This window comes from Allobosea sp. (assembly GCF_017308075.1).
Lineage (GTDB): Bacteria > Pseudomonadota > Alphaproteobacteria > Rhizobiales > Beijerinckiaceae > Allobosea.
Genome location: NZ_JAFKFX010000028.1, coordinates 96,618 through 110,797, shown reverse-complemented (window position 1 = coordinate 110,797; position 14,180 = coordinate 96,618). Strand labels below are relative to the sequence as shown.

The 14,180-nt window shown below is 68.7% G+C and carries 14 protein-coding genes; 6 read left to right on the top strand and 8 right to left on the bottom strand.

Going from position 1 to position 14,180, the window contains the following annotated elements:
- The first annotated feature begins 83 nt into the window (after positions 1–83).
- The 3 genes from J0J10_RS09975 (at position 84) to recR (ending at position 3,031) form a co-directional block, all read left to right on the top strand.
- The gene (locus J0J10_RS09975; RefSeq protein WP_291646329.1) at positions 84–1,940 is read left to right on the top strand and encodes a DNA polymerase III subunit gamma/tau; all 1,857 of its coding nucleotides are present in this window, start codon (positions 84–86) and stop codon (positions 1,938–1,940) included.
- Between the two features lie 18 nt (positions 1,941–1,958).
- Positions 1,959–2,279: a YbaB/EbfC family nucleoid-associated protein gene (locus tag J0J10_RS09970; protein WP_291633604.1), complete on the top strand. Its 321-nt coding sequence runs from the start codon at positions 1,959–1,961 to the stop codon at positions 2,277–2,279.
- A gap of 146 nt (positions 2,280–2,425) precedes the next feature.
- Complete coding sequence (gene recR, locus J0J10_RS09965; protein ID WP_291646328.1) at positions 2,426–3,031, top strand: recombination mediator RecR; 606 nt, start codon at positions 2,426–2,428, stop codon at positions 3,029–3,031.
- A gap of 148 nt (positions 3,032–3,179) precedes the next feature.
- On the opposite strand, the gene J0J10_RS09960 is transcribed toward recR, so the two are convergent.
- Positions 3,180–3,884 (bottom strand): SDR family oxidoreductase, encoded by a 705-nt coding sequence (locus tag J0J10_RS09960; RefSeq protein ID WP_291646327.1) that lies wholly within the window; start codon positions 3,882–3,884, stop codon positions 3,180–3,182.
- A gap of 128 nt (positions 3,885–4,012) precedes the next feature.
- Between J0J10_RS09960 and J0J10_RS09955 the strand changes: the two genes are divergently transcribed.
- Positions 4,013–4,915 (top strand): LysR substrate-binding domain-containing protein, encoded by a 903-nt coding sequence (locus tag J0J10_RS09955; protein WP_465247186.1) that lies wholly within the window; start codon positions 4,013–4,015, stop codon positions 4,913–4,915.
- Between the two features lie 85 nt (positions 4,916–5,000).
- Here the strand turns inward: J0J10_RS09955 and J0J10_RS09950 are convergent, their stop codons facing one another.
- Entirely contained in the window at positions 5,001–5,702 is a 702-nt protein-coding gene (locus J0J10_RS09950; RefSeq protein ID WP_291633598.1) for an outer membrane protein, read from the bottom strand.
- A gap of 199 nt (positions 5,703–5,901) precedes the next feature.
- On the opposite strand from J0J10_RS09950, the gene J0J10_RS09945 reads away from it, so the two are divergent.
- Both J0J10_RS09945 and J0J10_RS09940 read left to right on the top strand, forming a co-directional pair.
- Complete coding sequence (locus J0J10_RS09945; RefSeq protein WP_291646325.1) at positions 5,902–6,921, top strand: YihY/virulence factor BrkB family protein; 1,020 nt, start codon at positions 5,902–5,904, stop codon at positions 6,919–6,921.
- Positions 6,922–7,082: 161 nt separating this feature from the next.
- Positions 7,083–7,946 (top strand): VOC family protein, encoded by an 864-nt coding sequence (locus J0J10_RS09940; protein WP_291646324.1) that lies wholly within the window; start codon positions 7,083–7,085, stop codon positions 7,944–7,946.
- 56 nt (positions 7,947–8,002) lie between these two features.
- Here the strand turns inward: J0J10_RS09940 and cysK are convergent, their stop codons facing one another.
- The 6 genes from cysK to J0J10_RS09910 form a co-directional block, all read right to left on the bottom strand.
- Positions 8,003–8,983, bottom strand: coding sequence for a cysteine synthase A (cysK, locus tag J0J10_RS09935; protein ID WP_291646323.1), 981 nt, complete (start codon positions 8,981–8,983; stop codon positions 8,003–8,005).
- A gap of 88 nt (positions 8,984–9,071) precedes the next feature.
- Complete coding sequence (locus tag J0J10_RS09930; protein ID WP_291646322.1) at positions 9,072–9,524, bottom strand: RrF2 family transcriptional regulator; 453 nt, start codon at positions 9,522–9,524, stop codon at positions 9,072–9,074.
- Positions 9,521–10,009 carry a dUTP diphosphatase gene (gene dut, locus J0J10_RS09925; RefSeq protein WP_465247182.1) on the bottom strand — a complete coding sequence of 163 codons (489 nt, stop codon included), beginning with the start codon at positions 10,007–10,009 and terminating at the stop codon, positions 9,521–9,523. Before dut ends, J0J10_RS09930 begins: the two co-directional genes overlap by 4 nt.
- Positions 10,010–10,012: 3 nt before the next feature.
- Complete coding sequence (locus J0J10_RS09920) at positions 10,013–11,320, bottom strand: phosphopantothenoylcysteine decarboxylase domain-containing protein (protein WP_291646321.1); 1,308 nt, start codon at positions 11,318–11,320, stop codon at positions 10,013–10,015.
- Between the two features lie 16 nt (positions 11,321–11,336).
- On the bottom strand, positions 11,337–12,533 hold the full coding sequence (locus J0J10_RS09915) for a GGDEF domain-containing protein (RefSeq protein WP_291646451.1): 1,197 nt from the start codon (positions 12,531–12,533) through the stop codon (positions 11,337–11,339).
- 127 nt (positions 12,534–12,660) lie between these two features.
- Entirely contained in the window at positions 12,661–14,115 is a 1,455-nt protein-coding gene (locus tag J0J10_RS09910) for an AMP nucleosidase (RefSeq protein ID WP_291633586.1), read from the bottom strand.
- Positions 14,116–14,180 lie beyond the last annotated feature (65 nt).

Sequence of the window (14,180 nt, the reverse complement as noted above, 5' to 3'; positions counted from 1 at the left end):
CGCGATGTCGCCCCTGTCACGGCCGGACCGTCCGGATGCATGGCGGCGTTGACCGCCGCGCCGCGAACGGCGAAAGCAATGGCATGACCGACGCGACCGTCCCCGCCGACGAGCCGGGCTTCCCCGGCCTTGCCCCCGCGCCCGCCCCGGCGGCGAACCAGCCGGCCGGCTATCGTGTCCTTGCCCGGAAATATCGCCCTGCGCATTTCGGCGACCTGATCGGCCAGGACGCCATGGTCCGGACGCTGACCAACGCCTTCGCGGCGGGGCGCATCCCGCAGGCCTGGATGCTGACCGGCGTGCGCGGCGTCGGCAAGACGACCACCGCCCGCATCCTGGCGCGCGCCCTGAACTACCAGAATGCCGACGGCACGGGCGCGCCGACCACCGACCTCTCGCGTTTCGGCGTGCATTGCCAGGCGATCGTCGAGGGCCGGCATATCGACGTGATGGAGATCGACGCCGCCTCGAACAACGGCGTCGACAATGTCCGCCAGATCAACGACGCCGTGCGCTACGCGCCAACCAGCGCGCGCTACAAGGTCTACATCATCGACGAGGTCCACATGCTCTCGGGGGGCGCCTTCAACGCCTTCCTGAAGACGCTGGAGGAGCCACCGCCGCACGCCAAGTTCATCTTCGCCACCACGGAGATCCGCAAGGTCCCGGTGACGGTGCTGTCGCGCTGCCAGCGCTTCGACCTGCGCCGCGTCGATGCCGGCGTCCTGGTCGGGCACCTCGCCGGCATCTGCAAGGCGGAAGGCATCGAGGCCGAGGACGAGGCGCTCGCCGCCATCTCGCGCGCAGCCGAAGGCTCGGTGCGCGATTCGCTGTCGATCCTCGACCAGGCCATCGCCCATGCCGGCGGCAAGATCACGCTCGAAGAAGTCCGCACCATGCTTGGCCTGTCCGACCGGGCGCGGGTGATCGACCTGTTCGAGCAGGTGATGAAGGGCGACATTGCGGCAGCCCTCGGGGAATTGCGGGCACAATACGATGCCGGCGCCGACCCGGCCGTAGTGCTCTCCGACCTCGCCGAGTTCAGCCATCTGGTGACGCGCCTCAAGCTCGTACCGGATGCGGTCAAGGACAACAGTCTGAGCCAGGCCGAGCGGACGCGCGGCGCCGATTTCGCCGAGCGCCTCTCGATCCGGGTGCTGGCCCGTGCCTGGCAGATGCTGCTCAAGGCGATCGCCGAGGTGCGCCAGGCCGACCGGCCGGTGATGGCGGCCGAGATGGCGCTGGTGCGCCTCGCCCATGCCGCCGACCTGCCGACGCCGGACGAGGCGCTGCGCATGCTGCGCGACGGCAGCGGCAGCGTCTCGGGCAATGGTTCGCCTGCCCCGCGCCCGCCATCGGGCGGCGGCGCGACGGCGCTGGCGGCGAGGCCGGTGCTCGCCGCCGCCAATCCGGCTCCTGCCGTCGCTGCGGCGCCCCGCGCCATGGCCAACGGCCTGCCGCAGCCCCAGAGCCTGGAAGACCTCGTCGCGCTCGCCTCGCGCCAGCGCGACATCACCATGAAGCTGGCGCTGGAGCGCGATGTCAGGCTGGTCAAGTTCGAGCCCGGCCGCATCGAATTCGCGCTGGCCAATGCGAGCAACCGCCATTTCGCCACCGACCTGTCGAAGCGCCTGAAGGACTGGACCGGCCAGACCTGGCTCGTCGCGCTCGCCAATACCGAAGGCGCGCCGACCCTGCGCGAGCAGGCCGAGGCGGCCCGCGACAAGCGCGAGAGCGACGCCGCGAATCATCCGGTGGTGCGCGCCGTCCTAGAGCATTTCCCGGGCGCCCGCATCGTCGATGTCCGTGATCCGCGCGCCGCCGAGGCCGAACAGGCACCGAGCGCGACGGCCGGCGACGACTATCTGCCCGAAGCCGAGCCGCTGTTCGACGACAGCGAGCCGGATTTCGAGGGTGTCGAATTCTGGACGGACAACTGAGCGAAAGGGAGCGCGGCGATGCGCGACATGATGGGCCTGATGAAGCAGGCGCAGGACATGCAGAAGAAGATGGCCGAGATGCAGGCCCAGCTCGACACGCTCGAATTCGAGGGCTCGGCCGGCGGCGGTCTGGTCACCGTCGTGATGACCGCCAAGAACGTGCTGAAATCGGTGAAGATCGATCCGAGCCTGATGGTCGCCGGCGAGCAGGAGATCCTCGAGGACCTCGTGATCTCCGCCTGCAACGACGCCCGCAACAAGGCCGAGCGCGCCGTCGCCGACCGGATGGCCGAGGTGACGCGCGGCCTGCCGATCCCGCCGGGCATGAAGCTGTTCTGAGTCCGGCTCGCGCACCGTCATTCCGGGCGAGCGCAGCGAAGTCCCGGAATCCATCGTAGAGCGCAGCGCCCCTCGATGGATTCCGGATCAGCGCCGCTTGCGCGGCTTGTCCGGAATGACGGCGCCATTCCCTCTTTAGGCTCGCTATGTCCCGCACCATTGCCGGCCCCGAAATCGAGCGCCTGATCCAGCTCCTGGCCAAGTTGCCGGGCCTGGGGCCGCGCTCGGCCAGGCGCGCGGCGCTGCATCTCGTCAAGAAGCGCGAGCAATTGCTCGGCCCTCTGGCCGAAGCCATGACGGTGGCGCGCGAGCGGATCGTCGTCTGCACCAGTTGCGGCAATGTCGACACCAGCGACCCGTGCGGGCTCTGCCGCGATCCGCGCCGCGACGACAGTCTCATCGTCGTCGTCGCCGACATCGCCGATCTCTGGGCCCTGGAGCGTTCAGGCGCGGTCTCAGGCCGCTACCACGTCCTCGGCGGCGTGCTCTCGGCCCTCGATGGCATCAGGCCCGAAAACCTCTCGCTCGATGCGCTCGTCGCCCGAGCCTCGGAACCCATGGTCAAGGAGGTCATCCTGGCGCTCAACGCCACGGTCGAGGGCCAGACCACGGCGCATTTCATCACCGACCTCCTCGCGCATCTCGACGTCAAGGTAACCAAGCTCGCCCATGGCGTGCCGGTCGGTGGCGAACTCGACTATCTCGACGACGGCACGCTGGCGGCAGCGATCCGCCAGCGCACGGGCTTCTGACCGGCCGGCGAGCGCCATTCTCGGCCGGAGCGAAGCGTAGAGCCGAGAATCTCATGGCAGAAGCCGCTGGCCGGAGCCCCATCCGGGCCGAGATGGTCGGCTCAAGGCCGACCATGACGCCAGGACCATTCCCAGACCGGACCGCCGCTCAGACCGAGCGCATTAGCCCGCCATCGACGCGCAGATTCTGGCCGGTGATATAGCCGGCGCCCTCCGAGACGAGGAAGGCGACCGTCGCGGCGATCTCGTCGCTGGTGCCATAGCGCTGCATCGGCACGCCGGCGCGGCGCTCCTCGGTCTGCGGCAGCGAATCGATCCAGCCTGGCAGGACGTTGTTCATCCGGACATTGTGCTCGGCGTACTGGTCGGCGAAGAGCTTGGTGTAGGCGGCGAGCCCGGCGCGGAACACCGCCGAGGTCGGGAAGGTCGCCGCCGGCTCGAAGGCCCAGGCCGTCGAGATGTTGACGATCGCGCCGGATTTCTGTGCCGTCATCACCGGGGCGACGAGGCGGGTCGAGCGGATGACGTTCATCAGATAGACGTCGAGCCCGGCATGCCATTGCTCGTCGGTGATCTCGGTGATCGGCGCGCGCGGGCCGTGTCCGGCGCTGTTGACCAATGCGTCGATCCGGCCCCAGCGCGCCATGGTCGCGTCGACGAGACGCTGGAGGTCATCGTTTGACTGGTTCGAACCGGTAATGCCGAGGCCGCCGAGATCGGCCGCCAGTTTCTCGCCCTTGCCCGAGGAGGACAGGATCGCGACCTTGAAACCGTCCTGCGCCAAGCGGCGCGCCGCGGCGGCTCCCATGCCGCTGCCGCCCGCCGTGACGATCGCTACTTTTTCTGCTGCCATCGCGTCCACCATTCGTTTTACAAACGGCCCCATGCACGAAGCTGGCGCCATGCACAGCTGTTCTTGGCAGCGGGCACAAGTCTTGGCCAGTTAGTTCGCCGCCGCTCGATCTGTAGAAAATCTACTGGCTGATGGAACCTTCACGCCGCCTGCCCTCGCTCAATGCCCTGCGCGCCTTCGAGGCCGCCGCGCGCCACCTCAACTTCCGGCTCGCCGCCGAGGAGCTCGGCGTGACGCAAGGCGCCGTCGCGCAGCAGGTCCGCGGCCTCGAGCGGGATCTCGCCATGCAATTGTTCGAGCGGCTGCCTGGCGGGCTCGCCCTGACCAGCGCCGGCCGGGGCTATGCCGCGCAGCTTGCCCGCGCCTTCGCTGTGATCGCCGAGGCGACCACAGCCTTGCGCCCGCAGCCGCTGCGGCTGACGATCAGCGTGACGCCGAGCTTCGCCTCGAAATGGCTGATCCCGCGCCTGCCGGCCTTCACCGCCGCCCATCCACAGCTCGACCTGCGCATCCTCGCCAGCGACAGCCTGGCCAATTTCCAGTCCGACGGGGTCGACATCGCGGTGCGGCAGGGCCGGCCGCCCTTCGGAGCCGGGCTGGTGACCGATCTGCTGTTCCCCCAGGATATCGTTGCGGTCTGCAGTCCCAAGCTCCGAGCCGCCGCCACCGCTGCCCTCGACGATGCCGAGCTGGCGCAGCTGGTTCTGCTGCATGACGGGCATGACCTCTGGCCGGAATTCATCGAGCGCGCTTTGGCTCGGTCGATGCCGCCGGGCATGCGGAGCATGCGCTTCAACCAGACAGCGCTGGCGCTCGATGCCGCCCTCGCCGGCCAGGGCCTAGCGCTCGCCAGCCGCTTCCTCGTCGAGCCCGACCTTGCCGCCGGCCGGCTGATCCAGGCCTTCCCCGCAACGATGCGCGGCAGCCTCGACTTTCATGTCGTCTCGGCGCGCAAGCCGCGCCATCCGGAGCCGACCGCGATGGTCCGGTCCTGGCTGCTGGCGCAGCGCGGCCGAAGCGCCGGGCCCTGAGGCCGGCGCGATCAGGCGGCGGCGCGGCAGACGAAAAGGCCGCGCCTTTGGCGCGGCCTCGTCGATCGCCGGAATGCGTGGCGGTTCAGAACTTGTAGGCGACGCTCGCCCGCACGGCATGCGAGCTCGGCTCATGCTCGGCGCTCAGGCCGAGATAGGCGCTGCGCGCGACGAAATCGAAGCTGCCATAGTCGGTATAGCGATAGTCCAGCCCGAAGATGAGATTGTCGGTCCAGGCGAAGTTGACGCCGCCGCCGACCGTCCAGCCGGTTCGGGAGAATTTGCCGCTCTCGCCAAGACCGGCAGCCGGGTTGAAATAGCCGTATTCGAAACGGCTGAAGGCCGCGCCCGCGGCGCCATAGATCATGAAGCGGTCGAAGGAATAGCCGATGCGGCCGCGCACGGAGCCCTGCCAGTCCTGCTGGACCCGGAACAATCCGCCATGCGTATCCCGGGCATTGATCCCCTCGATATCGCCCTCGACGCCGAGGACGACCGAGCCCATCTGGTAGTTGAAGCCGGCATGGACACCGCCCATGAAGGCGGAGGGGCTGTAATCGAAGGAGACGCCGACCGGCGCGCGCCCGGCGGTGGTGTACAGGCTCTGCCGATCCGAGCCCCAGGAATAGCCGAGCTGGCCACCGAGATAGAAGCCGGTCCAGCTATAGAGCGGCGGCAGGGCCGGCGCGAGCGGCAGGAACTTGCTCGACGCCAGATCGGCCGAGAGAGCAGCGCCGCTGCCAAGCAGAAGGAAGGTCGCGACAGTGGCTTTGAGGAGCGTCTTCATCGGGCTCTCTGGTCGTGGAAGGAGATGGGGCCGAATGCCCCGCATCTGGCGCCCTGGCGGGGCGCATTAGCCTGTCACGATAAGAAACCGTTAAGGTTAACAAAGCTCTAAGCGGCCTGTTCGCGCGTCAGGCATTGGAACGATCGGGATTGCCCGGCGTTCCCGGCAGGCGGGCCGCATCGATCCGGCGGAGAGGGGCATGGCATATCTGAAACGAATCACCGGCGCTGCCGGTCTGGCGGCGCTGGCGCTCGGCTATGTCCACGGCGCGTTCACACGGCGCGTCCGCGATCCCTTGCGACAGGCGCGCCGCGGCCGTGGCGCCGCCTCGCCGGTCGCCCTGCCCTGGCGCGGCTGGAGGGACGTGCTCGGCCGTTTCATCGTCCGTATCCAGGAGGCGCGCCTGCTCTCGCTCGCCGGTGCGGTCGCCTTCTTCACCCTCCTCTCTCTGGTGCCGGCGCTGTCGCTGCTGGTCACGATCTATGGCGGAATGACCGACCCTGCGACCATCGCCGCGCAGCTCGACGATCTGACGCTCGTCTTCCCGGAAGCGGCGCGCGAGCTGATCCGCGAGCAGGCGATGCGGCTTTCGGGCCGCGATGCGGCAAGCCTGTCGCTGACCTTCCTGATCAGCTTCGCGGTCGCCGCCTGGAGCGCGAACGCGGCGGTGAAGGCGATCTTCGACGCACTCAACATCATCTATGGCGCACGCGAGCGGCGGGGCTTCCTGAAGCTCAACCTGATCTCGCTGGCGACGACGCTGAGCGGGCTCCTGCTGCTCATCCTGGCACTGGCCGCGATCGCCAGCCTACCGGTGGTGACGGCGCTCTTCCCCTTCGGCCACGAGCTGGAGACGCTGGTGCGCCTCGCCCGCTGGCCCGTGTTCTTCGTGATCGGGACGGTCGCGATCGGCTGTCTCTACTGGGTCGGGCCCGACCGCAAGCCGCCGCGCTTCGCCTGGGTGCTGCCCGGCGCCGTGGTCGCGGCGCTGCTCTGGGCGGCGACGTCGAGCGCCTTCTCCTGGTATGTCAGCACGCTCGGCAATTACACCGCGACCTATGGCTCGCTGGCGACCGTGGTGGTCTTCATGACCTGGCTCTGGCTCTCGGCGACGATCGTGCTGGCGGGCGCCGAGCTCAATGCGGAACTAGAGCAGCAGAGCCGTCATGGCGCCGCAATCCCGCCGACGGCGCGACTGCTCGCCGGGCGCCGCCGCTGAAGGCTCCGGAGCGGGCCGCGCACCGGCGGCCGACACCACAGGCGCAAGCCGCGATTGCAGTCGCGCAATCTCGGATTTGCCGCAGCCGGGGACGACAAGAGGCGGCCGAGACCCCATTTTAGCGGCAAGCGGCCGCGGCCGCACCCATTCCGGAGTCCGCCATGGCCACCGCCACAACCACCCAACCCCGCACCAACGTGTCCCTCGACAGCCCCGTCCATATCGGCACAGTCAGCCTACGCGTGCGCGATCTGCCCGGCCTCACCGCCTTCTATCGCGACGCGATCGGCCTTTCGACGATCAGCGAGAGCGCGCAGGAAAGCGTGCTCGGTGCCGGCGGCGTGCCGCTGGTCAGGCTCGAAACCGGCGCGCAGGCGCCCTCCTCCGCTGCCGGCCTGTTCCACCTCGCGCTGCTCCTGCCGTCCCGCACCGATCTCGCCAACTGGCTCGGCCATGCCGCAAGCCGGCGGCTGCCGCTCGAAGGCGCCTCGGATCATCTGGTCAGCGAAGCGCTCTACCTTTCCGACCCTGAGGGCAACGGCATCGAGATCTATCGCGACCGCAGCCGGGCGGAGTGGCCGCGCGAGCCGGGCGGCGAGATCAAGATGGCGACCGACCGGCTCGATCTCGACGCCTTGCTGCGCGAGGCCGACGGGCGCGACTATGCCGGCATGCCCGCCGGCACGGTGATGGGGCATATCCATCTGCGCGTCGGCGATGTCGCGGGCGCGGAGGCCTTCTATCGCGACAAGCTCGGCTTTGAGGTGATGGTGCACTATCCCGGCGCGGCTTTCATGGCGACCGGCGGCTACCACCACCATATCGCGGCGAATATCTGGCACAGCCGGGGTGCCGGGCCGCGCCGCGCAAACGAGGCCGGGCTCTCGCGTTTCGAGCTCGTGGCGCGCGACGATGCCGCCTATGCCGCCTTGCGCGAGCGCATGCTGGTGGCCGGCGGCGACGAGGCCGGCGGCGCGCCGGAGATCGCCGACCCCTGGGGCAATCGGATCGCGCTTCGCCACTGACGAAAAAGGGCGACTTCCCTGTCCGGGAAGGCGCCCTGCTTTGGTTCGGAAGCGCCTCAGAGACCTTCGAACAGTGCGCTCGAAATATAGCGCTCGGCGAAGGAGGGGACGATCACGACGATCTTCTTGCCTGCATTCTCCGGGCGAGCACCGATCTCGAGCGCCGCGGCGATCGCCGCGCCCGAGGAGATGCCGGCCGGGATGCCTTCGCTCCTGGCGAGGGCCCGCGCCGTCTCGAAGGCGGTCTGGTTGCCGACGGTGACGACCTCGTCGATGACGCCGCGATCGAGGATGCCGGGCACGAAGCCGGCGCCGATGCCCTGGATCTTGTGCGGGCCGGGCTGGCCGCCGGAGAGCACCGGCGAATCCTCGGGCTCGACCGCGACGATCTTCACGCCGGGCTTGCGCGCCTTCAGCACCTGGCCGACGCCGGTGATGGTGCCGCCCGTGCCGACGCCGGAGACGAAGATGTCGACCTCGCCATGGGTGTCGTTCCAGACCTCCTCGGCCGTGGTCTTGCGATGGATCGCCGGATTGGCCGGGTTCTCGAACTGCTGCGGGATGATCGCGCCGGGGATCTCGGCCTTGAGCTCCTCGGCCTTGGCGATGGCGCCGCGCATGCCGCCGGGGCCGGGCGTCAGCACCAGCTCGGCACCGAGCAGAGCGAGCATCTTGCGGCGCTCGATCGACATGGTTTCGGGCATGACCAGGATCAGCCGGTAGCCGCGCGCGGCGGCGACGAAGGCGAGCGCGATGCCGGTATTGCCGGAGGTCGGCTCGATCAGCGTGCCGCCCGGCTTCAGCGCACCGGACGCCTCGAGCGCATCGACCATGCTGACGCCAATACGGTCCTTGACGCTGGAGATCGGGTTGAAGAATTCGAGCTTGGCGAGGATCGTCGCCTTAACGCCGCGCTCGGCCGGAAGCCGGTTCAAGCGCACCAGCGGCGTATCGCCGATCGTGTCGGTGATCGAATCGTAGACCCGGCCACGGCCGGGAGTCTGGGCGGGGGTGAGCTTCTGCGCGGCGTCGGCCATGGCGGCCTCCCTGAGTGGTGATCGATCGGTTCGACGACAGGCTAGCATCAAATTACAGAATTTGTCGAGAAACAGATGATTTCACGTTCTATATCGTAAAATCAGCGTCAGCATCCTTTTCGGCCACGGCCGCGAGGCTTTCCGCCTGCTGGCAGAGCTCGGCCACGGTGACCGAGTCGAGCGTCGCCAGGCATGCGTCGAGGGCAGTCTGGACGGCCGGTCCGACGACGTTCTCGACCAAAGGCGAGCGCGGCAGCGGCGGCAGGTTCTCCTCCGAATTGGCCTGCATTGCGGCGCGTACGATCGCGCCGGCGGTGATGCGGCGGCGCTCGCGGGCCAGCTCATATCCCCCGCGCGGACCGCGGACACCTTTGAGGATGCCGGCCTTGACCAGCGCCTGCAGCATGGTCTCGAGATGACGCGGCGGCAGCTCGTGGCGAGCGGCAAGCGCTTTCGCCGCGACCGGAGCCGGGCGGGCGTGCAGGGCGATGTCGACCACCGCGGCGATGGCGAGCAGGCTGCGGCGCGAGAGCTGGATCATGAGCGGGTCTCGCGGGCAGTGACGGCCGCGGGATCGGCGATCCCGGTCGAGCCGAAGCCGCCGGCGCCACGGACGGTGTCGTCGAGCGACTGCACCTCGACGAGCCTGGCCTGCGCCACCGGCGCGACGACGAGTTGGGCGATGCGGTCGCCATGGCGGATGGTGAAGGGCTGCTGCCCGAGATTGACGAGCAGGACCTGGACCTCGCCGCGGTAATCGGCATCGATCGTGCCGGGCGCATTGAGCACGGTCACGCCATGGCGCAGCGCCAGCCCAGAACGCGGCCTGACCTGCCCTTCGCTGCCCGGCGGCAGTGCCAGGACGAGCCCGGTCGGCACGACGCCGCGCGCGCCCGGTACCAATTCGAGATCGCGCTCCGGCAGGGCCGCCCGCAGATCGAGCCCGGCGGCCCCCGCCGTCTCATAGGCAGGCAGAGGCAGATCCTGCGCATGCGGCAGGCGCTTGATGCGAACAGACTCCATCATCGCTCAGCCCTTCTCGGCAAGCAGGGAGGCGAGATGGGTGACGAGTCGCGCCGCGACCTCGGCCTTGGGCAGGGTCGGCCAGGTCTCGACGGCATCGGCCGTGACGAGATGCACGGTGTTGTCTTCACCACCCATGACCCCGGTTCCGCCGACATCATTGGCGACGATCAGGTCGCAGCCCTTCTTCGCCAGCTTGGCGCGGGCATATTCGATGACGTTCTGCGTCTCGGCGGCAAAGCCGACGACCAGCTGCGGGCGATCGATCTCGCGGGCGGCGATGGTCGCGAGGATGTCCGGATTCTCGACGAGGGTGAGACTCGGCGTGCCGTGCTCGCCCTTCTTCATCTTCTGGCCAGCCGCACCGGCGACGCGCCAATCGGCGACGGCGGCCGCGAAGACCGCGATGTCGGCCGGCAGCGCCTGCTCGGTGGCGTCGAGCATGTCGCGGGCACTCTCGACATGGATGGTGGTGACGCCGGCGGGATCGGGAATGCCGACAGGACCGGAAATCAGCGTGACATCGGCGCCGGCCGCCGCCGCGGCAGCAGCAATCGCGTGCCCCTGCTTGCCCGAGGAGCGGTTGGCGATATAGCGCACCGGATCGATCGGCTCATGGGTCGGCCCGGAGGTGACCAGCACGCGCTTGCCGGCGAGCACCTGACCACCTGCCGCGACTTGACCCGGCAATCGGCCGAGGAAGCCGATCGAGGCCGGCTTGCGCTGCTCGCCGGCCAACGCCAGCTCGATCGCCGCCAGGAGCTCCTGCGGCTCGGCCATCCGGCCCGGCCCGCTCTCGCCGCGCTCGGCCATGGCACCGGAGTTCGGGCCGACGACGAGGACGCCGTCCTTCTGCAGCTGCGCCATGTTGCGACGCGTCGCCGGATGCTGCCACATCCGCGGATTCATCGCCGGGGCGATCAGGATGCGCTTATCCGTGGCGAGCAGCGCCGTGGAAGCGAGATCGTCGGCATGGCCGTTCGCCATCTTGGCGATCAGATCGGCCGTGGCGGGGGCGACGACCAGGAGGTCGGTCGAGCGCGACAGCGCGATATGGCCGATATCGGCCTCGTCGGTCAGCGAGAACAGGTCGGTGAAGCAGCGCTCGCCGGCGAGCGTGCCGACCGCGAGCGGCGTAACGAACTGCTCGCCGGCCCGGGTGAGGATGCAGCGGCTGGCGATGCCTCGATCCTTCAGCCGCCGGATCAGTTCGAGACATTTATAGGCGGCGATGCCGCCACCGATGATCAGCAGGATGGAGCGGGAAGCGGACAAGAGCGGGCTCCTGGGTCGGGACGGCCCGTTTGGTAGCATCCGGCAGGCCGGGATGTCATCGGGGCGCCCGGATGGGCAGGGTCGATACGGCCGCAGCCTGGGCTGGCCCCGGCTGCGGAATCTCGGCGCAGTCGTCGGCGACCGCCCGGTCCCGGCCGCGCGCCTTGGCCTGGTACAGGCGCCGATCGGCGCGGGAGACGAGTTCGGACAGCGCGTCGCCGGACCGGCGCTCCGCAATCCCGAAGCTCGCCGTCACCGCGCCTCCACCCGGCGCGAAGGTGAAGACCAGGCCGGAAAGCCCGGCTCGCACCCGCTCGGCCAACACCAGGCCGGCCGCCTGTGTCGCGCCTGGCAGCAGGATCGCGAACTCCTCGCCGCCGATCCGTGCGACCAGATCCTTCTCGCGGCTGACACGGCGCAGGAGCCTGCCGAAGGCGCTCAGCACCTCGTCGCCGGCGGCATGGCCGTGGCTGTCATTGACCCGCTTGAAATGGTCGAGATCGCAGACGAGCAGCACGCAGGGCGCTTCGCCGGCGACGGAGAGCATCGCGCCCGCACGCTGCTCGAAGGCACGCCGATTGAGCAGGCCGGTCAGGCCGTCGCTGTCGCGCTCGCGGCGTAGATCGTCGATCACGTCGGAGAGCGTCGCCGCCAGCAACGCCGTCGCCAGGGCCGCACCGAGCACGGCCAGGGACAAATGCAGCGCCTGCCAGAACAGCGAATCCTGGAAGACCCTGAGATCGCCCGGCGCCTCCAGCCCGATCGTCAGGATGGTACGCGGGAAAAAATGCAGGGCGAAGGCGAACAGCACCCAGAACAGTACCCGGTCGACCGGGCGGCCACGCATCAGGGGCGTGATATGCAGGCTGGCGACGAGAAGGACGAGGCCGTAGCCAAAATTCTGGAGATAGACGCGGGCCAGGAGGTTGGGTGCGACATAGGCGAAGTACCACAGACCGCCCATGACGGCGATGAAGGCGCAGGCATGCCAGACCCGGCCGAGCCGCTTGCCCGAACGACGCAACACCGCCTCGGCCGCGATCTGGACCGCCACGGTATAGAACAGGCCCGAGAGCAAGGCGTTCGCCGGCACCGATGCCGGCCAGAAGAACACCTGGACCGCTACCGCGATCGCGAACAGCGCCGGAGCCGCCGCCAGCAGGAGGAGATAGTCGCGCCTTCGCTCGATCATCCAGGCCCAGAGGAAGGAGAGACCGAAAACGCATAATACGGCCGGCCCGATCAGGGCCATCGTCACTCCGGACTCCAATTCCCCGGCGATCCTTCCTGCAAGCGGCCCTTGTCGAGATTGCTATGGCGTGCATCGCGGGAAATGCCCAGCGATGACGATGCGCGGCAGCCCTGCGTCTCGCGCCGGCTCAGCGGAAGGGCGGCTCGTCGAAGCTCCTGAGCTTGCGCGAATGGATCGAGGAGCCGGCTTCCTTCAGCCTTTCGAGCGCGGCGAGACCTATCTTCAGATGCTCGCTCACCGCCCGCTCATAAAAAGCGTTGGCGGCACCCGGCAGCTTGATCTCGCCATGCAGAGGCTTGTCAGAGACGCAGAGCAAGGTGCCATAGGGCACGCGCAAACGGTAGCCCTGCGCGGCGATCGTGCCCGATTCCATGTCGACGCCGATGGCGCGCGAGAGGTTGATGCGCTTGCGCTCCTTGGTCCAGCGCAGTTCCCAGTTGCGATCGTCCTGCGTCACCACGGTGCCGGTGCGCAGGCGCTGCTTCAGCCGGTCGCCCTTCTCGCCGGTGACGTCGGCGGCTGCCTGCTGCAGCGCGACCTGGACCTCGGCCAGAGCCGGGATCGGGATGTCGGGCGGCACATGCTCGTCGAGAATGCCGTCCTGACGGAGATAGGCATGGGCGAGAACATAGTCGCCGATGATCTGGGTCTGACGCAGACCGCCGCAATGGCCGACCATCAGCCAGCAATTCGGCCTGAGCACCGCGAGATGGTCGGTGATGTTCTTGGCGTTGGAGGGCCCGACGCCGATGTTGACGAGCGTCACCCCTTCCCCCTTCGCCCGGATCAGGTGATAGGCCGGCATCTGGAAACGGTGCCAGGGCGCCGACATCACCCGCTCGGCGGCGCTGACATCGAGGCCTTCGCGCTCGATCCGCACGCCGCCCGGCGCCACCAGCGCCAGTGCCGTGCCGGCCTCGATCTCGGCCAGGGCCAGCCGGACGAACTGGTCGACATAGCGATGATAATTGGTCAGCAGCACCCAGGGCTGGACGGCGCGCCAATCGGTGCCGGTGTAGTGCACCAGCCGGCGCAGCGAATAATCGACACGCACCGCATCGAACAGCGAGAGCGGCCGCGGCTCGCCCTCGATGATGTCGAAGGTGCCGTCGGCGACCTCGTCACCGACCAGCGAAAGCAAGGGCGTCGGGAAGTGACGGGCAAGCTCGGCCGGGCTGACCTTGCCGCGCCCGAGCTCGTCGCCGCCGTCGAGCGCGTAGGGATAGGGAATCTCCTGGGCGCTGACCCCGGTCTCGATGGTCGCGCCGTAATCCCGAACGAGCGGCCGCAGCTGATCGAGCAGATAGGCGCGGAACTCCGCCGGATGCGTCACCGTCGTCGAATAGACGCCGGGCACGGCGAACTTGGCATAGCCGCGCCGCGTCGCGGCCGGCAGCTTCGACGGCTCATAGGTGACGCGCAGCATCGGATAGCGATAGAGCGCGCGCTGCTCCAGCGTCGGCGGCTGGCGCGTGGTGAAGAAGCGCTGAAGGTCATCGCCCAATGCCTGCCGCGCCTGGGCGTACAGGGCCTCCAGCCGGTCGACGGCTGCTTCCGGCGTGGCGGCGATCTCGAAAGTCATGTCGCGCAATGGTCTCCGGTTCGATTCGCCTCAGGGTCACCCTGCTGACGATGGCTGTCGAGCGA